Source organism: Polymorphobacter sp. PAMC 29334, assembly GCF_019431245.1.
Taxonomy (GTDB): Bacteria; Pseudomonadota; Alphaproteobacteria; order Sphingomonadales; family Sphingomonadaceae; genus Polymorphobacter_B; species Polymorphobacter_B megasporae.
On the sequence record NZ_CP080243.1, the window covers coordinates 580,921 to 605,681 of the forward strand.

The window sequence follows — 24,761 nt, forward strand, 5'->3', positions numbered from 1 at the left end:
GAGTGACGAATGCCATCGGTCGACCGCCTGGATTGCATCTCACCCGATGATTTGGCGGCCCGGCTGTCCACCCCGCCGGTGCTCAGCAGCGACCAGACCGGATGGGAGCGCGGAACTGTGCGGCTTTGGCGCGAGGTCGAGCCGGAAAGCTATCCGCCGCTCGATCAGCACTGCTTGACGCTGCACCTCGGCAATGCACGGCGCATTGTCCGCAGCGGTGAAGGCGGCGTCGCTCTGGCAGAAGTCCGTCCTGGCGCGCTTTCAATCACGCCGTGGGGCGCCGCCTATGACTGGTCAACCACAGGTCCGGTCGACTACGCGGAACTCTACTTCTCTCCGGCGATCTTGCACCAGGTTTCCGACGAAGTGCTCGACAAGGACCACCGCGGGCATTCGCTGCAGGATCCGCTCGGCGTCGTCGATCCGCTAGCCGAGGCGCTGTTCACGACCATGCTCGCCGAGCTCGGCTCCATGCATGGCGGCTCCAAGCTGTTCCTGGACACGTTGTTTAACGCACTGGTGCTGCGTCTGGTGCGACTGTTCGCCAATGCCGGCCTTAGCGCATCCCCAAGACGGTTGGCGCTTGCTCCCGAACGGACCCGGCGGGTGATCGACTACATCGAAGCCAACCTCGCGACGGACGTCGGCGTCACCGAACTCGCCGAGATCGCGGGCGTCAGCGCCTTTCACTTCACGCGGGCCTTCAAGAACGCGACCGGGAGCACTCCGTATGCGTATCTGACCTCACGACGGGTCGCCGTCGCCAAGAGGGCGCTCGCCGACGGGAAGCTGAACATCGGCGCCGTCGCGGCCCTCTGCGGATTCAGGACCTCCGGTCAGTTCGCCCGCATGTTCAAGCAAATGACAGGCATGACGCCAACACGGTTCAGGCGAGGCTCGTGAAGATTTCACTCTGGAGGATGGTGCCACTAGTTGCCCCTCGTCGCGCGGCTTGCGAGGGGACAGCCTCAGACGTGCATGCTAAACTATCGTTCCGTCTCCGTTGACGAGGACTTCGGGATCCTGATGGACGTATTTCGTTATCCGCTCTCCGGCGCGACCGCTCCTAAAGACAGGCTGTGCGTCGGAATAGGGCAGATCGCGCCGGTCTGGTTCGACCGGGCGGCTACCCTCGCCAAGACGTTTGAAGTGGCACAGCAGGCGGCGGCGGCGGGCTGCAGGCTGGTGTGCTTCGGAGAGGCGCTGGTTCCCGGCTATCCGTTCTGGCTTGAGCATAGCGAAGGTGCCCGGTTCGACGATCCGCACCAGAAAGATCTGTTCTCACGTTATCTCGAGCAAAGCGTGGTCATCGAGCGCGGTGATCTTGAGCCTCTGCAGAAAGTCGCACGATCTGCGGGCATGGCGATCTATCTCGGTGTCGTCGAAGCTGCACCCGACCGCGGGAGTCACAGTCTCTACTGCACGCTCGTGTACATCGATCCCGAGGGACATGTCGCGAGCGCTCATCGCAAGCTGCAACCCACCTACGAGGAACGCCTCGTCTGGGCTGCCGGGGACGGTCAAGGCCTACGTGTTCATCCACTGCCTCCGTTTCGGGTCGGCGGTCTCAATTGCTACGAGAACTGGATGCCGCTCCCGCGCGCCGCCCTTTACGCGCAAGGTGAGGATTTGCACGTCGCGGTTTGGCCCGGTGGGGACCATAATACGGTCGACATCACGCGCTTCATCGCGCGCGAAAGCCGTAGTTACGTCATCTCAGCATCATCGGTGATGGCGCCCGAGCACATTCCGAACGATTTCCCTGCCGGTGACGCGATGAGGAGGTCGGGGCGGACGTCGTTCGCCAACGGCGGCTCGGCGATCGCCGGTCCGGACGGCGGATTCGTCGTTCCGCCCCAGATCGGCCGCGAGGTGTTGATCATCGCGGGACTCGATCATGCGATTGTACGTCGCGAGCGGCAGAACTTCGACGTCGCGGGCCACTACAGCCGTCCCGACGTAACACGGCTAACAGTCGACCGCACGCGTCAGTCGACTGTCGTCTTCAAGGACTGAATCCCGGCCATCACCTGGCCGGAGCCGCGCCGGAGACCGAAGCGATCGACGGTTGACCCGCCAGCAAAGCCCCTGTCCGATCGTGAAGCCGGCGCATACGAACAGACGGTTGGACGGCGGGTAATTTCGGCACCTGCGATCTGCCATCCGTCGTGACCGCACCGGCTACGCGGCTTCTGACAAACGGCGTGGCCACGGCGAGGCACCACTGCACGTCGTCTATGCCTGCTGGCTCAGTGAGCTGGCTGCATCGCATCGTGCTTCATCATGTCGGGATTGGCGGCCGCGAGCTTCTTGCAGCCGGCGTTCTTCATCATCTTGTCGTGGGACATCGCGTTGCAAGCCTTCATCTCGCGCGTGTCAGCGGCGGACATCTTCGGCGTTTCCGCCTGCATCCCGTCGTGCTTCGCCATGGCATCCTGCGCGACGGCCGGCGCGGCTGCCGCGATCAGGAGGAGAGAGAGGGTAAACAAGGTCTTTCGCATTTCGCTGTGCTCCTTGTAGGTCATGATGCCGGCAAGGTAACCGCCGTCCTGCGACGACACGTCGTCGACTGCATTCCTCGCGAAATACCGCCGCTTTCAGACATCCCGTTGCAGGGTCGCGGCGGCCGGCGTGACGGCCCGCGAACCGGCATGTCGCCGGTATCCGACCTTGGGAACCTTGTATCACCGGTCGTCACGCAAATGACCTGCGTTTGCCGCGTGCGCTTCAGGAGAAGCACTACGGCGCAAGATGCGCATTAAGATCACCGCATTAGGCGTGTTCTTGCCGGAAGTTCGCCGCGAGCTGAGCGTAACCGCATAATTGGAAGTAAGCCGCGCCGAGGTTCCGTGATAGATGAACGGAGTGGGCGGCGCACAATCGCTTGAAGCAAGGAACGGGTGCGGTGATCGACTGCAGACACGCCGTCCTTAAAGTCTTTGGAAGTGAGGCCTTCGCGGATGCTGGAACAAATAATGGCCGCCCAGGCGGTGAACAGTCTTCTGATGGCGATCATTGCCGCATCCGAGGTGCCGCTCGTCTTGTTGGACGGCGACTGCACCGTCCTAGCCGCGAGCAGGTCGTTCGTTCAAATCTACCAGATGGAAACAGTGAGGGAGACGGGACTGTCGCTTTACGAAATGCAGGATAGTGAATGGGACGTGCCTGAACTCCGCTCGCTGCTAAATGCGACGATCTCCGGTCATCCGCAGGCTGGAAAGCAGGAGATCGACCACGTCCGGCGCGGTCGAGGCTCCCGACGCCTCGTACTCGGGGCGGAACGGCTGACCTACGCTGACCCCGGCAACACGCGTATGCTTTTGACGATCGCCGACGTCACCGATGCGCGTCTGACCGAACGGATCAGAGAGAAGGCCCTGCTTGAGAAGACGGTGCTCCTCAAGGAGCTTCAGCACCGTATCGCCAACAGCCTGCAGATCATAGCGAGTGTTCTGATGCAGAGCGCAAGTCGAATTCAGTCCGAGGAGACGCGGACCCATCTCTACGATGCCCACCGCCGCGTCATGTCCGTAGCCGCGATCCAGCGCCATCTTTCTTCCGTGACGGACAGCGACGTCGGGATGCGCGCCTACCTGACCGAGCTTTGCCAGAGCATCCGCGCTTCAATGATGAACAGCGACCAAAATCTGGAGCTTCACGTGGAGGTCGACGACAGCATGGCCACGGCCGACTTCTCGATGAGCATTGGGCTGGTGGTGACAGAGCTGGTCATCAATGCGCTGAAGCACGCCTTCGTGAATCGCCGCGGTGGTACGATCAACGTCACGTACAACGGCCGTGACAAGGACTGGTTGCTCTCCGTCGTCGACGACGGCGTCGGCATCCCCACCAACCCGCTGCTCCGTCATGCTGGCTTGGGGAGCAGCATCGTAAGCGCGATCGCACACCGGCTCTCGGCTCGGATTGAACGGGCCGACGCCAATCCAGGAACTAGGGTTTCGATATCGAGTGCGTCTCGCGCGAAGGCCGGAACGTCGCTAAAATCGATGTGAGGCTAGTTGATGACCGTCGCAGGCGCCCCGCCCTATCCAGTCTCCCCGCTATGTTGGGATGGGATTTCCGCGCCGCCCTTGGTGAGCAGCAGGGGGAGCGGATCGACGCGGACGCTGATCCGCTGGTGGTGTGACGTCGATGCCCACATCGTGCAGCCGGCGCTGGATCAGCATTATCTGACCATACACCTGGGCGGTCCCAAACGGATAATGCGTCGCGGTGAAGGCGGTGCAAGAACGGTCGAGACAGACACGGGCGCACTATCCATCGTTCCAGCCGGTGCGGCCTTCGACTGGCACACAGACGGCCCGATCGAGTTCGCGCACATCTACCTGACGCCGAGCCTGCTCAACCGCGTCAGCTTGGAGGAGCTCGACCGCGACAATGCGGCGCTTTGCCTCGAGGATCGGCTCGGCTTCCGGGATTCGCTCCTTCAGATGCTGTTTCTCGAGTTGCTGGAGGAGATCGCAGGGACGACCTCGGCATCGCGCCTCTACGTTGACACTCTGCTGCACTCGCTTCAGTTGCGGCTACTCAGAACGTACGCCAACGCGCCGTCGGCGCCACTGAGACAACGGCACTCGATCGCTCCATATCGTCTACGACGGGTGCTGGACTTCATGGAGGCCAACCTGGCCGAGGACGTCGCCTTGACGGATCTGGCGGCGGCGGCTGGAGCAAGCCCGTTCCATTTCAGCCGGGCCTTCGCGACGGCCACGGGAATGCCGCCGTACAGGTACCTGCTGATCCGACGGACCCAGCGGGCGAAGGATCTCCTGTCCAGCGGCGACGGATCCATGAGCGATGTCGCCCGCGAATGCGGCTTCAACAGCGCGGCCCAGTTCTCGAGGATGTTCAAGCTCATCACCGGAACCTCGCCGCTCAAGTTCAGGCAACGGTGATCAGCGTCTGGTCCGCCTGGCGTCGACTTCGGGAAACGGCCCGATCCTGCCGTCGTCTGCGCCATCTTGCGCATAGCTCGGGCGGATGTCGTCGAAGGGCGCGATGTCCGGATCCTCCGCTCCGCGAGGACCGTTGATGCCTGAACTTCGGATTGGTTCGGGAACTGCTTGATGGTCATCACCCGCGGCTTTTCAGGACGAGGTCGGCCGGCGGGTCAGTATTCGGGACGTGTCCCTCCCGGGCAGCATCTGGTCTCCGATTTTCCCGTTCTGACTGCAGGCCCGACGCCGCGAACGCACTTAGAGCATTGGTCGCTGTCGCTGCGCGACGCAGAGCGCGACCTGACCGTTTTGAGCTGGGCCGACTTCGAGGCCCTGCCGCAGTCCGAGATGACCACGGACATCCATTGCGTCACGAAGTGGACCAAGCTGGACACGGTCTGGCGCGGGGTGACCGTGGACGATCTCCTGAAGGGGGCCGGTCTAACGAACCCGCCGGGCAGGTTCGTCACGGCCGAATGCGACGGCGGGTACACGACGAACCTGCCTGTGGCGGACCTCATCGACGGAAAGGCCATGGTCGCGACGCATTTCGGCGGCGACCCCCTGACGCCGGCCCACGGCGGCCCGGCGCGGTTGCTGGTTCCGCACCTGTACTTCTGGAAGAGCGCCAAGTGGGTCCGCGGCCTGCATTTCTGCGACCGTGACCATCCGGGCTTCTGGGAATCGCTGGGGTATCACGTCTACGGCGACCCCTGGCGCGAGCAGCGCTACACGGGCGACGCATGACTAGCGCTGCGCTCCTGCCTTTGCGCTGGCGGACCGCAACCGTGATCGCGAGGCGTCCCGAGACGCCGCACGTCGCGACGCTCGTCCTCGACGTCCCCGGCTGGCCCGGACACAAGGCGGGTCAGCATGTGGACCTGCGGCTGACTGCAGCGGACGGGTACGAAGCCCAACGCAGTTACTCGATCGCGTCGGCGAACGACGGCACGGCGGTCGCCATCACCGTCGAGCGCGTCGCTGACGGGGAGGTGTCGCCCTTCCTGCTGGATGATGTCCGTGTTTCGGACGATCTCGAGCTTCGTGGCCCCATCGGCGGGTATTTCGTCTGGAGCCTGGAGGACGGAAATCCGTTGCTTCTGATCGCCGGAGGCTCGGGAGTTGCTCCTATGATGTCGATACTGCGCGCACGAGCCCAGGCACTGAAACCGCCAGCCGCCCGCTTGCTCTATTCTTCTCGCGACCAGGCAAGCATCATCTACCGTGACGAACTCGATGGGATGACCGCCGCCACCGATGGACCTCGGATACTCTACACTTTGACGCGTGAGCGGCCCGTCGTCTGGAGCGGTGCACTCGGATGGGTCGACCGGGTGATGCTCGAGCGCATCGGCTTTCCCCCGACTGACGACCCGTTAGCGTACGTCTGTGGTCCGACCCCGTTCGTCGAGCAGGTCGCTGCCGACCTCGTGGCGCTCGGGTATGCCGAGGAGAGGATACGAACCGAGCGTTTCGGACCCACGGGAGCTAACTGATGACTGATGTAGTACACCCGCTAGACGGGAACGCGGCCGCCGGCCCCCTGAGTAGGCTGTTCGCCTCGGATGTCACCGGCGCGGTGGTCGTGTGCGGGGAATGTGGTCGCGAGGGGGCGCTTGCGACTCTCGCGTTGTACGGGAGGGGCACCGGCCTCGTGCTCCGTTGCCCGACCTGCGAGACGGTCAACCTCCGGTTGCTGGATACGGGAAGGACGATCCATCTCGACCTCCGGGGCTGCCTTCGCATGTCCGTGCGCGTCGCTCTAGACTAGGACCGCCCCGCTTGTTCATGCGGTAAGAGCCTTTGCCTGCGGCAAGTCGCGCACGCTTCGAGAGCAACGGACCGGCGCCAGTTGCCGGCCAAGCAGAGCGGAGGCCGTCTCCGCGGGTGTCCGGCATGATCGCATGATCCTGCCTTCGGACGAAAGCGACTGTCTTGAATTGCAAGCTCCAGCGGGTCACTGGATGACAGTCTTTTGAGGATCTATATGGTTTAGACGCGGCCGCTCTGGGCGGAAAGCTGAGTTTTGTAGTTGCTTGCCGCATGTCTGATTTGGGGCTGGTAGCCGCCTGACCACTCTTGGGATTTTACGACGGGATTGCTGACATTTGACCCATCGCGAGCCGCGGCGGCGGCCGTCTAACGCGGGACGTACGGAAGGCGGTATTGCCGCAGCACGCGCTGGAAAAGCTGCCCGGAAAACTACCGCGATCCCAAGATGTTGATCGGCATTTAAACAGGACCCCTAGTCAAAGTCGCTTACGGCATGACCTCAAAGGGTTACATGCTGAAACAGCCGGTCACCGTGCTACGCAATTTTACAAATCGACGAAGGTGGCGCCGCGCTCGGCTGGGGATTGATCGCTTTAACGCAGCGTCACTGATTAGATTGGATTAGCGGCAAATGGATCGTTGTAGCCAGTGCAGTGTCGCCAGCGAAATGCCCAACCGCTAGGCGATAGTTGTCCGGCGCAATTGACCAATCGCCCTTGTCGCCGAATCGCGCGAAGGTACGCGGCTCGAGAGCGACGGTTACATGTTTTGTCTCGTTTGGCGCAAGCATCACACGTGTCCACCCTGCTAGCCGGAAGGTCTTTGTCCCCGCGCTGCCCGCCGCCTCGACATAAACCTGCGGCACGTCGGCCCCGGCCGTGTGACCTACGTTGGTCACGTCGAAGCTGACCTGCATTTTATTTATCTTAATCCGGTCATAGCGGAAGGTCGTGTACGACAACCCAAAGCCGAACGCGAACAGTGGCTTGCGGTGCTTCAGCGCGTACCAACGGTAGCCAACGTCGGCACCCTCGATATAGTCGACCGTGAACGGCGCGCCCCTGCCATCGGCGTCGATACCGGCGATCCCGACCGGCCCAGGGCGCGGTGCGTCGTCGGCGCGTATGGGGAAAGTTATCGGCAGATGCCCGCTCGGATTTACCGCGCCGCTCAGCAGCCTAGCGAGCGCCTCACCGCCGCGCTGCCCCGGATACCACGCCTGCAGCACCGCCGACACTCGGCCGAGCCATGGCATCAGTACGGGGCCGCCGGTTTCGAGGACGACGAGTGTCCGCTTATTAGCCGCTGCTACCGCGTCAATAAGCGCGTTCTGCTTGTCGGGCAGCGCGAGGATCGCGGCGTCCATCGCCTCGGTCTGCCACTGTGTCGCGAAGACGATCGCAAGGTCGGCGTCGCGCGCGGCCGTCTGGGCGGCGGCGAGACTTCTGCCGTCGACATAAGTGATCCTCGCTTCCGGAAACGCAGCGCGCAGCGCGCGCAGCGGCGACGACGCGTGCCACGTCGTCCGCGCGAACGACGCCGCTGCGCCCGATTCGAGCGGAATTTCGACCGGTGCACCGCCCACGGAACGGACCTGTGACGATCCCCCGCCAGACAAGACTCCGACGTCCGCATGGCCGCCGATCAGCACGATCCGCTTCGTGGTTGCGGCGAACGGCAGCAGCCCGCTTTCGTTCTTGAGCAAGACCATCCCCTCCTCGGCAACACGTTGCGCGACTATCGCGTGAGCCGCGTAGTCGATCTGATGCGGCGTCGTCGGCACCGGGTCGTCTAACAAGCCGGTGTCGACCATGCCGAACACTATGCGGCGCGTCATGTCATCGAGTCTTGCCGCCGGGATGCCCCCCGTGGCGATCGCCCGCTCCAGCGGGGCGGCAAAATAGTCGATTTTGTCGAGTTCTTGCCCCGATTCCTGGTCGAGGCCCGACATCACGGCCTTGTCGGTCGAGTGGACCGCACCCCAGTCCGACATGACCCAGCCGCGATAGCCCCAGTCGCCTTTCAACACGCCGGTCAGCAGCGCCGCATTCTCACACGCATACTCGCCGTTGACCCGGTTGTATGCGCACATCACCGACCCCGGCTGCCCGCGTTCGATCGCCAATTGAAACGCGAGGAGGTCGCTCTCGCGGAGCGCCGGGGGCGCAATTCGCGCGTCGAGCACCATCCGCCCCGTCTCCTGCGAATTAAGCACGAAGTGCTTGACCGTCGATACAATGTGATTGCTCTGAACGCCGCGTATCGCCTCGCCCGCAAGCGTGCCGGCGAGGAGAGGGTCTTCGCCAAGATATTCAAAATTACGACCGTTCCACGGGTCGCGCGTCAGGTTGACCCCGCCGGCAAGTAGGACGTTGAAGCCCTTTGCGCGGGCTTCGGCTCCGATCATCGCCCCACCAGCATAAGCCAACTCGGGGTCGAAGCTCGCCGCGGTTGCCAACCCTGCCGGCAGCGCAGTGGCGACGTCGCCCTTGCGCTGCTCAACCTGATTGGCGACGCCGAGGCTGGCGTCGCTTTCGCGCAGCGCGGGAATGCCGAGCCGGGCGATCCCCGGAATATAGCCTGCCGACGGCACCATCGGGACAGGCGGAACCGGCTTTGCTAACGGCGGAAAATAGCCGTGAATGAGCGCGAGCTTCTCCGCCGTCGTCATTTTGACCACGATTGCCGCCGCGCGGTCCTGCGCCGATTGCGGAGCGCCGACAGCTGGCGCAGCGAAGGCTGCGGCGCTGGCAATTACCAGCGTCGCTTTGGGATACGCGAACATCAACCGGTTTCCTTCGTCGCGCAGTTTAGAAGTTCAACCGGACCCGCCCGCCGAAAGTTCGCGGCGCCTGATAGTTCGACAAAAACACCGGTGCGTATTGCGTCGGCCCGAAGGTGCTCGCGTTGGTCCGAATCTTGCCGTCCTCGACGTTCTGCACAAACAGCTCGAGCAGATACTTGTCCGCAGGTGCATTGTAGCGAAGCGCGAGGTCAGTTCTGCTGTAGGCCTTTTGCTTGTCGAAATCGCTGCCGTAATAGACCGGCACACCGTTGACGACACGGTTGGTCCGGTCGCCGTCGAAGAAGCTCAGCCAGCTCCGCGTCTCATAATGAACTGTCGCGCGCGGTGTAAAGCTGCCCCCATTCGTAAGTTTGAAGTCATGCTCGTAGGTCGCCGTAGCCGAGAAGCGGGGTGCATGAGCAAGTTCGTTGCCGGCGAGATCACGTAGTGAGCTCACAGCTCCTTGATCGTCGAAGCGGCCGTCGGCAGTGACAAGCGTCTTCAATTTGGTCTTCTGCACCGTCGCCGAGACTTGGATCCGGTCATTCTCGGTAACGTTGGCGACCGCTTCGGCTTCGAAGCCATAGGCGGTAGCACCTTTCGCGTTCTGCGTTATAATCTGCGAGGCGATCGTGTTGCCGGCCGCGTCCCGCGTCGTCAGCACTTGATTGACTTGGTAGCCGGTGAAATCGGAGTAATAACCAGCAACATTGAGCGTAAGGCGGCGATCAAACAGTCGGCTCTTGAGGCCGACTTCGTAGTTGGTGATATTCTCCGGATTTGTCGTGCGACCTCCGTCCTGTATGTTACCGGACTTGAAGCCGGTGCTGATACTAGCATATCCGAGAACGTTATCGGCGAGATCTGCATCGATGCGCCCGAGGTAACTGAGCTTATTCCAGCTGCCCTTGACGTCATTGTTTGAGATCGAGAATGCGCCACCCTGGGCGTTGAGTAGAGCGACGAGTTGGTCTGCGGTCGCGTTCGGGAACTGACCGAAGATGTTGATGTTGCACGGACCGCTCGTCGGGCAGCCGAACGCGGTCACGTTGCGGCCGCCGACATCCTTCTTGGTGTCGTGGGTGTAGCGGAGGCCACCGGTTAGACGCAGCCGCGAATTGACGTTCCATGTCGCCTGACCGAAGCCCGCGAGTGAATCGATCTCTCGGTCGGCCTGAATGAAGCTGCCGACGAAGGCGCGTGTACTTCCGTCGCGATAACCGTCGCGCTGATCGACATCGAAGCGGATCTTGTTGACCTCGTGGGCATAATATACGCCGCCGATGAAGTCGATCGTATGCTGGCCCTGCGACTTTAGCTGGAACTCGTGACTCGAAAAATCATACTTCGAGTATACTGTCGCATTCTGACCGAAGCCGCCTAGGTAAAGTAACTTGCCCGACGCCGGATCGACGCCCCCGGTCGGGGGCAAAGCACCCGCATCGGCATCGGTCTGGGTACTGCCGCCGATCCTCGTAAAACCAGCGATATATTCGGCCCGAAGACCATCGCTGATGTCGTAATTGATGTCGCTTCGGATCGCCAACGAGTACCGGTCGGTGTCGGGGGCGGTGTCGCTCAATGTCGACCAGAATTTGGTGCCGGGCCGCGGCGTCTGAAGCAGGCCGATCACCGGAGCGCCCTTGTCGAGGAAATACTCGGCGCTGAGGTTCCAGGTCAGGCGATCTGTCGGCTTGAACAACAGGCTGCCACGCACCGAAGCCTGGTCACGAGCATAGTATTTTTTGCCTGCCGTCACATACGCCGAAGCGTCGATACCCTTGATGTTCGGCGCAGGCTGGAAATCGGCATAACCGTCGTTTCGCTCCGTGACGAAAGCGAACCGGAGGGCCAGCTTGTCGTTCACCGGCAGGTTGACCGCGCCGCGGCTGCCAAAGCGGCTATAGTCGCCGGCGATGGCCTCGACATAGCCTGAGGCGCTGTCGAACTTGGGCTTCGCAGTGATCAGGCTTAACGCGCCGACGGTCGCGTTTCGACCGAAGAGCGTTCCCTGGGGACCGCGCAGCACTTCAGCGCGTTCAAGATCGTAGAACAGAACCGACGCGCCCTGTGAGCGCGAGGAGTATACACCATCGATGTAAATCGCGACCTCGGGGTCGGCGACCTCGGTGTAAGCGCTGTCGTTGCCGATGCCGCGAAGCGTCAAAAGAACCGCAGACTGGTCGCCTTGCTGGGTAAATTGCAGGCTCGGGACGAAGCGGGCGAGATCGGTCACGTCGCGAACCTGCTGGCGGTCGAGCGTCGCCTGGCTGAAAGCAGATACCGCGATCGGGGTTTTCTGCAGGGTCGTCTCGCGGCGCGTCGCTGTGACGATGATATCGGGGTCCTCGGCGAACGCGGATTGTGTGACACCATTGCTCGGCTGCGCTTCTGGGGGCGTGCCGCCGACAACCGGGACGGATTGGGCTACCGCACACGAAGCAGCGAAAGTAGCAACGATAATGGCCGTCCCCGCCAAAAGCCTGGAAATTATCAATTTATCCTCCCGATGCCCTCATATGGGACTTAAGTGCGAAACTACTTGTGCCGACATCGATGTCAACGTGATATGACAGCGATGTCATATTTTATTGTAGGTGTGTTTCGGATGTCGCACTTCCGCGCTAGACGATAATTATGTGGTCGTTCTTTAGAGCCGACGCCGACAGCCGGACGGACAGCGCTGTCGCGCTGACGCTCTTTGCGCTCTCAAGCGGCATCTTCTTCATCGGCGGTTTTCTGACCGCGATCGTCAGCCTCCTCGTCCCGCGGTTGAAGCTAATCTACCAGCTCGACTATGCTCAAGCGCTGCTCGTCCAATTCGCGTCGCACCTAAGCTATCTACTTTTCGCGGTGCCGATTACACTTGTCGTAGTTCGCTCGGGCTATATGCGCTCGATCGCCGCCGGGCTGGCTATCATGGCGTGCGGCTGCATCGCGATAGCCACAGCCGACTTTGTTGGAAGTTTCATCCTGGTTCTCGCTGCGCTGCTACTTCTCGCGCTCGGCATCACGTTCCTTCAGATCGCCGCGAATACTGTCGTTACGATCGTGGGGACGAGCGATGGGTCAGCTGCGCGATTGACCTTGCTGCAAGGCTTTAACTCGCTTGGTACCGTTCTAGGGCCAGTGCTAGCCGCGCCGCTACTGCTAGCCGGCGCCGGGAGCGGAGCGGCTATGACGGTCGGCGTGCCGTTCCTCGGCTCGGCAATTGTCCTTATCGGCCTCACGACAGCGTTTATCGTCTACCGCGATCTCCTTGATCCCGCTTCCAGACAAAGCGCAGCGGTGATCCTCACCCGCCTCCCAGCTTTGTTGCAAAATCCGCGGATAGTTGCAGGAATGGGGGCGATGTTCGCCTATGTCGGGGCCGAAGTCACAATTGGCACGCTACTGACCAATTATTTGATGCAGCGGGAGGTGCTCGGCGTAACGCCAGTGACCGCGGGTCGGCTAGTCAGCCTTTATTGGGCAGGAGCGATGATCGGACGCTTCGCCGGCGCGGCGTTGTTGCGGCGCATCGCGACGTCGCGCGTGCTTACCAGTGTCGCGTTGTGCGCGGCTGCATTGACCATGGTCGCGACGTTGGCGAGCGGTGTCGCGAGTGCCGTCGCCCTGCTCGCGGTGGGCCTGTGCAACTCGGTGATGTATCCTACGATCTACACGCTCGCACTACCGTCAGCGGAGGAACTCGCACCGCTCGGTGGCATGCTGCTGTGCATGGCGGTCGTCGGCGGTGCGGTCCTACCGTTATTGACCGGCGTTGCCGCCGATGCAGTCGGCCTCGCTCCGGCGCTGGCGATCCCCGCGTTGTGCTACATCAGCATCGCTGCCTTCGCCGCGACTCGCTGGAGGGCGAGATGACCCGGATAATCACGATCAAGGATGTCGCGCTCCGGGCCGGCGTGTCACCTAAGACGGTTTCGCGTGTGCTGAACGACGAAGCGCACGTCAGGCCGGGAGTACGCGCGGCAGTGCAGCAAGTCATTGCCGATCTTGATTACCGGCCGAATGCATATGCACGCAGCCTGTCGAGCTCGCGGTCATACCTCCTCGGATTGTTGCTAGACGATCCCGGCTCCGGCTACGCCGCCGACATCCAGCTCGGCGCATTGATACGCTGCCGCGCTCGCGGCTATCATCTCGTCGTCGAGCCCGTCGACGTCGCCGCCGACGGCTGGTTGAGTGCGCTTGGTAGCAGCCTGCGCTCGCTTCGGCTCGACGGCGCAATGCTGACGCCGCCTCTGTGCGACAACCAGCGCCTACTCGACCTGCTCGACGATATCGGTCTGCCCTATGTGCGAATTTCGCCGTCGACGGACATTGACCGTTCGGGGTTTGTCCGGATGGACGATCGCGCCGCTGCCTACGAGATGACGAGCTACCTGCTAGGCCTTGGGCACCGCGTGATAGGTTTCATTAAGGGCGATCCTACACACAGCTCGTCAGCCGAACGATTCGATGGCTATTGCGCCGCGCTTGCCGACGCCGGGGGTTTGTTCGCGCATGCATTCGTTCGCGAAGGCGATTTCTCGTTTCGCTCCGGGCTCACGCTAGGCGAAGACTTGCTTGGGAGCGCGACCCTGCCGTCGGCGATCTTTTCCAGTAACGACGATATGGCGCTCGGCGTGCTGATCAGCGCGATCAAGCTGGGAATTGCGGTACCAGGCATGCTTTCAGTCGCTGGATTCGACGACGCGCCGACCGCGCGTGCCGCGTGGCCGCAATTGACGACGATCCGTCAGCCAAAGGGCGAGATGGCGGCGGCAGCGGTCGATATTCTCGTCGATCCCCGTTACCGGTCTAATGTCCACGACGCAGCGTTCAGGCGCCTTTTGGACTACTCACTCGTGCAGCGCTCGAGCACCGGCAGGTTCGAACTCGATAGCCGCTGGGCGCCAGCGATCTGAATCTTCAAATGACTATATCTCCCCCCTGATGGGCGCGACCAGATCTCGCGCAACGGATGCTGTTGCCCTCAAAGTTCAAACTCGACACCAATGAACTCGTTTTGGAGAATTTTTCGGATGTTTAAGACAGCATGCACAGCAATTGATACGGCGAACTACCAGACGTTTACCACCGAGGCACTTGTGGCGGGTAATCTGTAATGGAGGTCGTCGCGGCCGACATCGGCGGCACTCATGCGCGCTTCGCCATCGCCGAGGTCGACGGCGGCCGCGTGGTCGCGTTGGGGTCTGAGGTGACGATGAAGGTGATCGAGCATGCTAGCCTGCAACTGGCATGGCGCGCGTACGCGACCGCGCTCGGACGTCGATTGCCGCGCGCCGCCGCGATCGCGGTCGCGGGCCCGGTGGGCGGCGATGTGCTCAAGCTGACGAACAACCCGTGGATCATCCGCCCGGCGCTGATCCCCGAGAAGCTCGAGGTCGATGACTTCACGCTGTGCAACGATTTTGTCGCGGTGGGTCACACTGTCGCGTCACTCGGTGAAAGCGGCCTCGCGCATCTCTGCGGCCCCGACCGACCGCTTTCGGCGACCGGTGTCGTGAGCATCGTTGGCCCCGGGACCGGGCTTGGTGTGGCCTTGTTGATCGGTTCGGGAAATAGTTACCACGTGATTGACACCGAGGGCGGACATCCTGATTTCGCCCCACTCGACAGCATCGAGGACTCGCTGCTCCGCCGCCTCCGCGCCCGCCACAACCGCGTCTCGGTCGAGCGCGTCGTTGCCGGGCCGGGGCTATCGGCTATCTACAAGACCCTCGCCGAGATCGAGGGGGTCACGACCGCCGACCTGACCGATCAGGCACTATGGACCGCAGCGCTGGCCGGGCACGACCCGCTCGCTGCCGCGGCGCTCGACCGTTTTTGCTTAAGCCTCGGCGCGGTTGCAGGCGACATCGCACTGACACAGGGCGGCTTTGGCGGGGTCGTCATCGCCGGCGGCATTGGCCTGCGGCTCGCCGGGCATTTGCCCAGATCAGGGTTCCGCCAGCGTTTCGTCGCTAAGGGCCGCTTCGAGCCGCTGATGGCATCGATCCCGGTCAAGCTACTGACCTATGCCCAGCCAGGCCTCTACGGTGCCGCAGCCGCATTCGCCCATAATCGACTTGAAGATGTCCGCTTGAGGCAGTCTCTCGATTAAGGCGTTCACGCTTCGGAGGCGACGATCAAGGGTTCATGTACAAATGGCCCGTTTAACTTGCTATAATCCCAAATTGGCAGAGCCAGTTTTCTCCAAGAATCAGCGCGGTCAACCGAGAATGCCTCTTCATCCGGTAAAAGATGAACGTCGAGGCGAGCCTTCGAGATATCGATGCCGACGTAGGTAGATGCCATCGTGGTCTCTCCCTTCCGCAAACGAGCTTGATGGTCAGCGGCCCAAGCGACTGTCCGAGGTCGACGCCAGCAGGTGGGCACCCAGGCTTTCGTATAGGCTCTTACGCCCCAGGGGAGGACGGGCTGCCACCGTGCCAACCATCGCACGCTTCTGGCCGGCCTCCGAGACTTATAAGGCGAGAGGCTGCCCCCGGTCCCGATGCCTCGCTTTTGCTGCGATACGGAGCCGCCGGCACGGCCTTTCCTGCGAATCTAAGGCTTTGCTGCTGCAAAACACCGTGGCGTGTGTTGCGCTGTCCCGGAAGCGCACCGCCTCTCGCCGTCTCTGTTACGCTCTTCTCGCAGACGGCGGAATTCCTCCTGAGGAAATAAAGATGGCAAGCACGGAAGCATCCCGTCCCGACGAGACCGGTCCACACAATCGGACCTTTTGGGGGGGCGACGACGTCGAGCGATCCGGAGGCTGGGCCATCACGATAGCCCTGTCCATCGTCTTTCTGTGGTTCGGCGGCCTGAAGTTCTTCAGCTTCGAGCAGCAGGGCCTGGTCGGCATAATTTCGAACAATCCCCTGATCTCGTGGCTCTATACGCTCTTCGGGGTGGCTGGGGGCGCGATCTTCCTCGGCGTCTTCGAGATCGCGAGCGGGCTGCTGATCGCTGGCCGGCTCCTTGATCCCCGCTTGTCCGCGGTCGGCAGCGCGATGGGCGTCTGGTCATTCCTCCTGACGTTGTCATGCATGTTCACGACGCCGGGCGTCATCCAGTCCGGCTATGAGGGCACGCCCGCTCTTTCGGCGCTTCCGGGAGCATTTCTGCTGAAGGATGTCGTTCTGCTTTCTGCATGCTGGTGGCACTTGGGCACGTCGCTCAGGGAGATGCGTCAGCGCCGTCGAACCTAGCCAGGTCGTCGGTCCTGTTTACTGAGCGACCGAAGATACCAGAGGCATCAGTGGCGCTGCCGTCAAAATCATCCCGGCAAGGACCTCGCATGGGCGACATTCAACTCCTGGCCGCGCTAGCCCCGGTCATCCTGCTGCTCATGCTCGGGGTCACGGCGGCATTGGCGTCGCGCGCGATGGGCCTCAGTCCGATCGTGGGCTACTTGATGCTCGGGCTGGGCCTGCGTTTCGCAGGCCTGAACATGGTACTGGACGGCGGAACGATCGCGATCCTCGCGGCGCTTGGCGTCGTGTTCCTGCTGTTCGACATCGGACTCGACTTCTCTTTTGCGCACATCCGGGCTCACGCTTCCGACATCTTCGGACTCGGTCCGGTGCAGGTGCTCGCCGGAACGATGGTGTTCTGCGGATTGGCCTTGCTCGCGGGCTTTCCGCTTGCGGCCGCACTGATCATCGGCGCGACGCTAGCGCTCTCATCGACGGCTGTGGTCGCGCGCCTAATCGCCGAACGGCATCAGCAGAACTGCCCGGTGGGCCTGACCGCAACCGCGATCCTGATCTTTCAGGACGTCGCGGCGATCTTCCTGTTGATCGTCGCGGGCGCCCTCGAAACGCATACGCCACTGCTTCCCGCCCTTGGTATCGCGCTGGCCAAAGCGGCCGCGGCCTTCGGAGTGGCGCTGCTGCTTGGCCGGTTCGTGGTCAGGCCAGCCTTTGCGATGATCGCACGGAGCCGGAACGAAGAGGTGTTTACGGGCATCGCGCTGCTCGTCGCGCTTGCCGCCGGCTGGGCGACGGGCTCCGTCGGTCTTTCGTTGACCCTAGGCGCATTCCTCGGGGGGATGATCATCGCGGAAACCCCCTACCGTGTGGTCGTGCAATCGGAGATAAAGCCCTTCAGAGGCCTCTTCCTCAGCTTCTTCTTCATCGCCGTCGGGTTGTCGATCGACGTCGCCGCGTTGCTGCGCGTCTGGCCGGCCTTGATCGGCGTGACGGCCGTCCTCATCACCGCGAAGATCGCGGCGAACGCCGCAGCCAGCTTCTCCTTCCGGTGGTCGGCTCCCGGCTCGACCCAGCTGAGCTTCCTCCTCGCCCAGGGATCCGAATTCGCGTTCGTGATCCTGAGCCTCTCGCCGATCCGGCAACTGGTCGGCGAACGCGCGAGCGCGGTGCTGATTGCCTCGGTGGCGATCAGCCTTGCCGTGACGCCGACGCTCGCCGAAGCCGGGCGCAACCTCGCCGGGCGCATGCGTCTGCGACGACCGGTGCTGGCCGACCCTGAACTGAAGCCCCACGCGGAGATCGAACCGGTGTTCATCGCGGGCATGGGCAGCGCCGGGCGGACGCTGGCCGACGCCCTGCAAGCCTTCGGCATCGGCTACGCAGCGATCGAACGTGACGAGCGGCGACTGCGTCGGGCGGTCGCCGACGGCTACAAGGTCGGGTTCGGCGACTTCGCCGATCCGCGGATCTGGGGTCCGATCGCGCTGCACGGTCGCCGTATCAGCGTCCTGACGACGCCTTCGTTCGAGGTGTCGCACGAGCTATCGTCTTCGATGCTGGATCTCTACCCTGCCCTAACCCGCATAGTAATCGTCCATGATGAGGTCGAGGCGAAGCGGTTCAGCTCGATTGGCATGTTGACCGTGATCGATCGGAGCGTGCCGGCCGGGCTCGACGTCGCGGAGCTCGTGCTGCGCCAGCTCGGGGTAGAACCGGCCAAGATCGCGCGCTGGCTCGTCGACGAGGTGGCGCGCTCGCTGGGCCCGCGCCCGGCCAGGGCCGAAGCGGCGTGAGGTCGTTCGCCGGAACGACGGCCGCGAAGCGTTCGTCCGCCCGACCGGTCCGCCCCCTGAAGCCGCCTCCGGCTCGGGTGGCCCCGTAACTTCACAGGTCGCGACGACGAACACGTCACGTGCCCACGACACTGACTTGATCTGCGCCAGTCGAGACCGCACCACCAGGAGACGTCCACGATGCCAAAGACCTTCATGTTCGCGACGGGCATTGAGAACTCCAATCCGACCATCAACGGCGGACGGACCCGTATCGACGAACTCGAAAGCTGCGGGCACTACCGGTACTGGAAGACTGATATCGATCTCGTGCAGGAGATGTGCATCAGCTACCTGCGTTACGGACCCCCCCTTCATCGTACGTGGCTTGGCGACGGTCGTTACGACTGGGAGTTTGCCGATCTCGCCTTTGCCGAGATATACCGCAAGAACATCGTCGCGATCGTCGACCTGTGCCACTTCGGCCTTCCCGACTGGTTGGGCAATTTTCAGAACAGCGACTTCCCCAAGCTGTTCGCAAGATACGCCGCCGACTTCGCGACGCGCTATCCGTTCATCCAGTTCTACACGCCGGTGAACGAGATGTTCATCTGCGCACTCTTCTCCGCCAAGTACGGCTGGTGGAACGAGGAGGGGGTCACCGACCAGACCTTCGTGACGGCCCTGAAGAACCTGGTGCGAGCGAACGTCCTGGCGATGCGAGCCATCTTGAAGGTCCGTCCGGACGCGATCTTCATCCAGTCCGAATCTTCCGAGTACTTTCATGCCGAGGGTCCGAGCGCGATCGCCAAGGCCGAGATGCTGAACTCGATGCGCTTCCTGAGTCTTGACCTGAACTACGGCACTCGTGTCGATTCCGGTATGTACCATTACCTCGCCGACAACGGCATGAGCCGGGACGAGTACGACTTCTTCATGAATCAGCGACTGAAACCGCACTGCATCATGGGTAACGACTATTACTGGACCAACGAGCACCGGGTCATGATGGACGGCAACAGCCGCGCATCTGGCGAGGTGATCGGCTACGACGCGATCACCAAGCAGTACTATGAGCGCTACCGCCTGCCGGTCATGCACACCGAGACCAACTTCAACGACGGCGCCGACGGCGAAGGCGCGGTTGACTGGCTGTGGAAGCAATGGGCGAACGTCCTGCGGGTGCGGAACGACGGCGTACCGATCCTCGGCTTTACATGGTATTCGCTGACGGACCAGGTCGACTGGGATTCGGCGCTTCGCGAGACGAACGGCAACGTCAATCCCGTCGGACTGTTCGACCTGAACCGCAACATCCGACCGGTCGGCAAGGCCTATAAGCACCTGATGTCACAATGGTGCACCGTCCTGCCGACCCAGAGCATGTGCCTCGTCGTTCCGACGATCTGGCCGCAAGAGTATGACGAGCCGCATGCAAGGCGGCAACGTGCGGACGCGCTCGAGTACAGGACATGGCTCGATGGCAGCGAAGCAGGCACCTAGGACGACGTGTGCCCCTTGCACCGCCGGGACGGAGCCGGCGCTTGGCGCGCCAGCCACGGCGACCGACGTGGCCGCCGCAAGCGGAATGCGGCCTCGTCCACTGCTCGTGAGCGAAGATCGAACGAGAGCGGGGAGACACTGCGTGAAGCGCGGCTCCGACCCGACGGCTTGGACGCTGTATGAAGGCGTCGGCACCGAGGTTCCTGTCACTCAACCGGAGGAAGCACGATGCGTCTCGCGATGATCGGTCAGGGTCGACTGGCGGTCGACATCACCGGCCGTTTGATCGAAGCTGGCCACGAGGTCGTGGTCTTCAATCCAGGCGTGCAGGGGGTCGACGCGGTCGCCATCGAGGGTGCCGCCGCCGCCCGCTCGCTCGACGACCTCCTGGCGTCGCTCGAACCGCCCCGCATACTCTGGATCATGCTAGCGCCCGGCGAGCCGACCGAAGTCGCGATCGCCGACCTCGTCGAGCTCGGTTCCCCGGGCGACGTCGTGGTCGACGGGAGCGACACCTTCTACAAGGACGACATCCGGAGGGCGGCGTCCTGCAGCGCGCGGGGAATCCATCTTCTAGACGTCGGGATCATGGACGGGCATTCCGGCAGCCGACGCGGCTATTGCATGGCGATCGGGGGCGACGCGGCGTCCGTCAAGCTGCTCGACCCGATCTTCGACGCGCTGGCGCCCGGCGCGGGCGACATCGCCCCCACGCGAAGTCGGCTCGGCTCCGACGACCGCGCGGAGCGGGGCTACGTCCACGCCGGCCCAACCGGCGCCGGCCGTTTCGTGAAGATGGTCCACGACGCGGTCGGGTTTGGGCTCATGCAGGCATATGCCGAAGGTTTCGACATCCTCCAAGGCCGCGGGTCCGCGAAGCTGCCGGACGAGTCGCGGTTCCAGTTCAATCTCGCCGACATCGCCGAGGTGTGGAGGCGCGCGAGCGCGACGTCGTCTCGGCTGCTCGACCTGACCGCTTCGGCGCTGGCGGAGCAAGGTGATCTGAACAGGTTCAACGGTCGGGTCAGCGACCCGGGCGAAGGCCACCGCACGATCGAGGCGGCCATGGAGGAGACCGTTCCCGCGCACGTACTGTCCGCCGCCCTGTTCGCACGGTACCGCAGCCGGGTCGACGCCACGTTCGGCGACAAGGTCCTATCCGCCACGCTGTTCGGCCTCAGCGGCCACTGGACGCTCGAGCCTTGAAAGGGCGGAACCGCGCGACCGCCGCCGAGCCCTCGTCCCCCGAAGCGCTGACTGTGCAACCCCGTAGCCTGGCGATGATGATCAGCCAACGGCAGCCGCGTCTTGCGCAATGCTGGATCAATTAGGGCGTTATAGGCCTGCTTGTGGGCGCAGCGAACCCTCGAACAACTCCGTTTTACCGTTGCCGCGACTATCGTCGCCAGCCCGGTACGGTTAGGTTGCGGCTAACGGCGGATGGATCATGAAGAATGTTCTCGAAGGACCAGTAGACGTCTCGGCCGGCGAACCGGTGTCCGACATCGATCGCCAGGTGCACATCATGACGACGATGCACTTCGTGATCTCAGGTGCGCGCACAACCACGGTGACCGAAGCGGTCGGCCGCTCCGGCATGTACCTCACCTCGGTGTCGATGACGCTGGTCGCGCTCGGCTTCATCAGCACCGCGACGCAGATGGGCACGGGCTTCTACGTCTTCGCGTTCGTGCTGCTGTCGTGCCTCGTGCCGCTCGGCATCGTCACGTTCAACCGGGTGGTGCAGACAGGGGTGCAGGACCTGCGCCTCAGCTACAACGAGGCGCGTATCTGGGCCTTCTACGCCGACGTGTCGCCGGGCCTGGACCGGTGGTTCGATCATCCCGTTGGGGATGCGCACGCCAACCACAACCTGTTCACTGCCGGCGGTTCGAAATTCCAGATGCTCTTCACCGCGGCGAGCATGGTCGGTGGGGTGAGCAGCGCCGTGATCGCGGTTCTAGTCAGCTTGGCGGTGGCGCGCTCACTGCACGCCGGGCTGCTGTTCGCCACCATCGCGGGCGTCATTGCGTTCGCGGTCGCGGGCTGGATCCATCTGAGGGTCGAGGCTGCCCATTTTGCCGCGCGCGAGCGCTTCAAAGCTATAACCCCCTGAAGGATTGCGATGAGCCATGTAACCTATCGCGTCGTCGAACATGACGGCGGCTGGACCTACAAGCAGGGCGACACGTTCGCGGAAACGTTCGCGACCTATGACATGGCCCGCAAGGCCGCCGCGATGGCATGCCGGGAGCAAGGAGTGTCCGGGGAGGTTGCGTATATCGAGTTCCAGAATGCGGACGGAACATGGGTGACCGAACGCGCCGATGGACATGACCGTCCCGATATCAATGTGGAGGGATAGCGTCTCTTCATCTGGGATTAGCGAGGAAAGGAAGTGCAGCATGCCTGAATATCGTAGGACTGACGAGGCACTCGCGGCCTTGACTCCTGAACAGCGTCGCGTGACGCAGGAAAGCGGAACCGAGCGCCCGGGAGAGGGCGCGTATCTCGACAACAAGGAGCCCGGCATTTACGTCGACATCGTGTCGGGAGAGCCCCTGTTCGCGTCATCCGACAAGTACGATTCTGGATGTGGTTGGCCCAGCTTCACCAAACCGATCGAGCCTGCCAACGTCAACGAGCTGCGCGACGACACGCACGGCAGGATGCGCATCGAAGTGCGCTCGACGTACGGCGACAGCCATCTCGGGCACGTCTTCCCCGACGGTCCGCAAGACGCAGGCGGTCTCCGCTACTGCATCAACTCGGCCTCGCTTCGCTTCGTCCATCGCGACGACATGGAGGCCGAAGGCTACGGCGCCTACGCCGGTCAGGTGGAGACGATGTCATGACGGAAGAACGCGCATTGCTCGCCGGCGGCTGCTTCTGGGGCATGCAGGACCTGATAAGGCGCCGGCCCGGCGTGGTATCGACACGGGTTGGCTATACCGGGGGCGAGGTCGCCAATGCCACCTATCGAAACCACGGCAACCATGCCGAGGCGATCGAGATCGTCTTCGATCCCGCGAAGACGTCGTATCGGACCTTGCTGGAACTCTTCTTCCAGATCCACGATCCGTCGACGAAGGACCGGCAGGGTGGCGACTTGGGCACCAGCTACCGGTCGGCGATCTTTTACACCAGCGACGAGCAGCGCGCGATCGCCGAGAACACGATCGCGGACGTGGACGCCTCGGGCCTCTGGCCGGATACCGTCGTCACCGAGGTGAGCAAGGCGGGCGACTTCTGGGAGGCCGAACCCGAGCATCAGGATTACCTCGAGCGGCGGCCGAATGGCTATACCTGCCATTTCGTGAGGCCCAGCTGGGTGCTGCCGCGCCGAACGGTCGAGGCCTAAGGAGGACGCTCACGAAAACGGACAAGTACACGTTGCTCAAGGACGCCATCACCGAGATGTGGCGACTCGAGAAGCAGGGGTCTGACCGGGTCAAGCGAGCGCTGCAAAAATGCGGTTGAACGCACCCACCTGCTCCTGCGGGTGAAGCGGTTGTAGATCATCTTGTGCGGTCCGTAGTCCTTGAGCGCATTGCACCAGCGCAGGCAATTCCTGATCACGAAGATGATCCCGTTGATCACGCGTCGGTGGTCGACCCTAGGCCCACCGTGCGATAGTGAAAAGTGCGGCTCGATCCGACAAATCTGTGTCTCCGACAACCAGATGATCACTCATGCCAACACCTCCTCGATGCCGTCATGGGTTCGACCGATTATCGGCGCTGCTCGCGACCGCCTCCGATACACGCGTCGCCGAGTGCTCAGTTTGACGCCGGCGTCCAGTCATAGCGGCTAGCTACGCGGCTATGTTACCCAAGCCGGCTTTTTCGAGCCAGAAGCTAGCTGCCGCTCGCATTACCTGTTCGGAGTCATCACGTCGCCGGCCGTAAATCCCGGGGACCATCAGGTAGGTGGTTGAGCGTCGTGTGAAAATGGCGTTTTGCAGCTCACGTGAAGCCTGCTCGCAGCGCAGATCCGAGGAATGGTCGACTATCATGGCATCAATCAAGCGTTCTGCTTCTTCAATGACAGGACCATTCGCGTTGATCGCATCCAATTGCCGCCAGCGTTCGCGTAATATCCAAAACAGGAATGGCGATACCGGAACACACCAAGTAATGAGAAATTCGACCACCGGCGCATTGTTGAACACGCCTACTGCCAGTAGAACTGCAATGGATAGAGCGGCACATACAGTTAATACCGTAGCATAGATCCTTCGAAGATCTCGATCATATGTCAGGTTCGTTCGCTGGCAAATCGCTCTCGACAGTGCGAGCGGCGCACAGTCGATATTATGAGCATACCAGTTTTCTAGAGGTTGGGTTAAGCTGCTTCGATCCCAAGATCGAGATGCGCGGTCAACCTCTTCGGGTGTAGGATGTTTTCCTGTAGTGAGTTTATTCCAGTCCAGATGGAGCAAGCATGTATCGAAAACTTCGCTCATCCGAGCGGCAGTTTTGATCGCCTCTCGGTAACGCCTATCAATCACCGCGATATCGACTAACGCCAAAAGCGATGCGACCACCGACAATCCGGCCTTCCAAGGTGGATGCACTGCGCCCACAGTACCGATTGCAGCAGGCAATAAGATGAGAAGCACGAGCTGTGCCTTCTGCCAATTTCTCGCGACATGCCAACGCCACTGTCGCGCTTTCAAGAGCCTGAGCAGAGCCGGACTGTTCTGCCGCGTTGCTATGTCCGATTGACGACGTGCTTCAGACGGTGGTTCAACCATGGTCATATC

The 24,761-nt window shown here is 62.4% G+C and carries 24 protein-coding genes; 18 read left to right on the plus strand and 6 right to left on the minus strand.

Annotation, left to right across the window (positions count from 1 at the left end):
* The first annotated feature begins 9 nt into the window (after nt 1-9).
* Complete coding sequence (locus KZX46_RS06650) at nt 10-903, plus strand: AraC family transcriptional regulator (RefSeq protein ID WP_219775974.1); 894 nt, start codon at nt 10-12, stop codon at nt 901-903.
* Nucleotides 904-978: 75 nt separating this feature from the next.
* Complete coding sequence (locus tag KZX46_RS06655) at nt 979-2,016, plus strand: carbon-nitrogen hydrolase family protein (protein ID WP_219775975.1); 1,038 nt, start codon at nt 979-981, stop codon at nt 2,014-2,016.
* Between the two features lie 233 nt (nt 2,017-2,249).
* Here the strand turns inward: KZX46_RS06655 and KZX46_RS06660 are convergent, their stop codons facing one another.
* Nucleotides 2,250-2,561 (minus strand): hypothetical protein, encoded by a 312-nt coding sequence (locus tag KZX46_RS06660; protein WP_216710074.1) that lies wholly within the window; start codon nt 2,559-2,561, stop codon nt 2,250-2,252.
* Nucleotides 2,562-2,975: 414 nt separating this feature from the next.
* On the opposite strand from KZX46_RS06660, the gene KZX46_RS06665 reads away from it, so the two are divergent.
* The 5 genes from KZX46_RS06665 to KZX46_RS23455 all read left to right on the plus strand — a co-directional run bounded on the left by KZX46_RS06665 (nt 2,976) and on the right by KZX46_RS23455 (nt 6,729).
* The gene (locus KZX46_RS06665) at nt 2,976-4,013 is read left to right on the plus strand and encodes a sensor histidine kinase (RefSeq protein ID WP_216710075.1); all 1,038 of its coding nucleotides are present in this window, start codon (nt 2,976-2,978) and stop codon (nt 4,011-4,013) included.
* Between the two features lie 9 nt (nt 4,014-4,022).
* Nucleotides 4,023-4,916: an AraC family transcriptional regulator gene (locus KZX46_RS06670; RefSeq protein ID WP_216710076.1), complete on the plus strand. Its 894-nt coding sequence runs from the start codon at nt 4,023-4,025 to the stop codon at nt 4,914-4,916.
* Between the two features lie 171 nt (nt 4,917-5,087).
* Nucleotides 5,088-5,705 carry a sulfite oxidase-like oxidoreductase gene (locus KZX46_RS06675; protein WP_216710077.1) on the plus strand — a complete coding sequence of 206 codons (618 nt, stop codon included), beginning with the start codon at nt 5,088-5,090 and terminating at the stop codon, nt 5,703-5,705.
* Nucleotides 5,702-6,454 carry a ferredoxin reductase gene (locus KZX46_RS06680; RefSeq protein ID WP_219775976.1) on the plus strand — a complete coding sequence of 251 codons (753 nt, stop codon included), beginning with the start codon at nt 5,702-5,704 and terminating at the stop codon, nt 6,452-6,454. Before KZX46_RS06675 ends, KZX46_RS06680 begins: the two co-directional genes overlap by 4 nt.
* On the plus strand, nt 6,454-6,729 hold the full coding sequence (locus tag KZX46_RS23455) for a DUF6510 family protein (protein WP_219775977.1): 276 nt from the start codon (nt 6,454-6,456) through the stop codon (nt 6,727-6,729). Before KZX46_RS06680 ends, KZX46_RS23455 begins: the two co-directional genes overlap by 1 nt.
* A 606-nt stretch (nt 6,730-7,335) precedes the next feature.
* On the opposite strand, the gene KZX46_RS06690 is transcribed toward KZX46_RS23455, so the two are convergent.
* Nucleotides 7,336-9,516, minus strand: a complete 2,181-nt coding sequence (locus KZX46_RS06690) for a beta-glucosidase (RefSeq protein WP_219775978.1) — start codon at nt 9,514-9,516, stop codon at nt 7,336-7,338.
* 25 nt (nt 9,517-9,541) lie between these two features.
* Complete coding sequence (locus KZX46_RS06695) at nt 9,542-12,013, minus strand: TonB-dependent receptor (RefSeq protein WP_219775979.1); 2,472 nt, start codon at nt 12,011-12,013, stop codon at nt 9,542-9,544.
* Between the two features lie 140 nt (nt 12,014-12,153).
* On the opposite strand from KZX46_RS06695, the gene KZX46_RS06700 reads away from it, so the two are divergent.
* From KZX46_RS06700 to glk, 3 genes are all read left to right on the plus strand, one after another.
* Complete coding sequence (locus KZX46_RS06700; RefSeq protein WP_219775980.1) at nt 12,154-13,380, plus strand: MFS transporter; 1,227 nt, start codon at nt 12,154-12,156, stop codon at nt 13,378-13,380.
* A complete protein-coding gene (locus tag KZX46_RS06705; RefSeq protein ID WP_219775981.1) occupies nt 13,377-14,426 on the plus strand; it encodes a LacI family DNA-binding transcriptional regulator in 1,050 nt (349 codons plus the stop codon). Before KZX46_RS06700 ends, KZX46_RS06705 begins: the two co-directional genes overlap by 4 nt.
* Before the next feature lie 200 nt (nt 14,427-14,626).
* On the plus strand, nt 14,627-15,625 hold the full coding sequence (glk, locus tag KZX46_RS06710; protein ID WP_219775982.1) for a glucokinase: 999 nt from the start codon (nt 14,627-14,629) through the stop codon (nt 15,623-15,625).
* A 5-nt stretch (nt 15,626-15,630) separates the two neighbouring features.
* Here the strand turns inward: glk and KZX46_RS06715 are convergent, their stop codons facing one another.
* A complete protein-coding gene (locus tag KZX46_RS06715; RefSeq protein ID WP_219775983.1) occupies nt 15,631-15,819 on the minus strand; it encodes a hypothetical protein in 189 nt (62 codons plus the stop codon).
* Nucleotides 15,820-16,193: 374 nt separating this feature from the next.
* Here KZX46_RS06715 and KZX46_RS06720 point away from each other — a divergent pair, with 374 nt between their 5' ends.
* The 8 genes from KZX46_RS06720 to msrA all read left to right on the plus strand — a co-directional run bounded on the left by KZX46_RS06720 (nt 16,194) and on the right by msrA (nt 23,357).
* The gene (locus KZX46_RS06720; protein WP_219775984.1) at nt 16,194-16,718 is read left to right on the plus strand and encodes a YkgB family protein; all 525 of its coding nucleotides are present in this window, start codon (nt 16,194-16,196) and stop codon (nt 16,716-16,718) included.
* An 89-nt stretch (nt 16,719-16,807) separates the two neighbouring features.
* The gene (locus KZX46_RS06725) at nt 16,808-18,514 is read left to right on the plus strand and encodes a cation:proton antiporter (protein ID WP_219775985.1); all 1,707 of its coding nucleotides are present in this window, start codon (nt 16,808-16,810) and stop codon (nt 18,512-18,514) included.
* A gap of 180 nt (nt 18,515-18,694) precedes the next feature.
* Nucleotides 18,695-19,996, plus strand: coding sequence for a family 1 glycosylhydrolase (locus KZX46_RS06730; protein WP_216710087.1), 1,302 nt, complete (start codon nt 18,695-18,697; stop codon nt 19,994-19,996).
* A 228-nt stretch (nt 19,997-20,224) separates the two neighbouring features.
* Nucleotides 20,225-21,202 (plus strand): NADP-dependent phosphogluconate dehydrogenase, encoded by a 978-nt coding sequence (locus KZX46_RS06735; protein WP_216710088.1) that lies wholly within the window; start codon nt 20,225-20,227, stop codon nt 21,200-21,202.
* A gap of 241 nt (nt 21,203-21,443) precedes the next feature.
* On the plus strand, nt 21,444-22,112 hold the full coding sequence (locus KZX46_RS06740; protein ID WP_216710089.1) for a hypothetical protein: 669 nt from the start codon (nt 21,444-21,446) through the stop codon (nt 22,110-22,112).
* 9 nt (nt 22,113-22,121) lie between these two features.
* A complete protein-coding gene (locus KZX46_RS06745) occupies nt 22,122-22,361 on the plus strand; it encodes a hypothetical protein (protein WP_216710090.1) in 240 nt (79 codons plus the stop codon).
* A gap of 40 nt (nt 22,362-22,401) precedes the next feature.
* Entirely contained in the window at nt 22,402-22,851 is a 450-nt protein-coding gene (msrB, locus tag KZX46_RS06750; RefSeq protein ID WP_216710091.1) for a peptide-methionine (R)-S-oxide reductase MsrB, read from the plus strand.
* A complete protein-coding gene (msrA, locus tag KZX46_RS06755) occupies nt 22,848-23,357 on the plus strand; it encodes a peptide-methionine (S)-S-oxide reductase MsrA (RefSeq protein WP_216710092.1) in 510 nt (169 codons plus the stop codon). Before msrB ends, msrA begins: the two co-directional genes overlap by 4 nt.
* Here msrA and KZX46_RS23460 read toward each other — a convergent pair.
* Nucleotides 23,354-23,686: a transposase gene (locus KZX46_RS23460; protein ID WP_216710093.1), complete on the minus strand. Its 333-nt coding sequence runs from the start codon at nt 23,684-23,686 to the stop codon at nt 23,354-23,356. The two genes, msrA and KZX46_RS23460, sit on opposite strands and share 4 nt — an antisense overlap.
* Before the next feature lie 124 nt (nt 23,687-23,810).
* Nucleotides 23,811-24,752, minus strand: coding sequence for an S-4TM family putative pore-forming effector (locus tag KZX46_RS06765; RefSeq protein ID WP_216710094.1), 942 nt, complete (start codon nt 24,750-24,752; stop codon nt 23,811-23,813).
* Nucleotides 24,753-24,761: the final 9 nt, after the last annotated feature.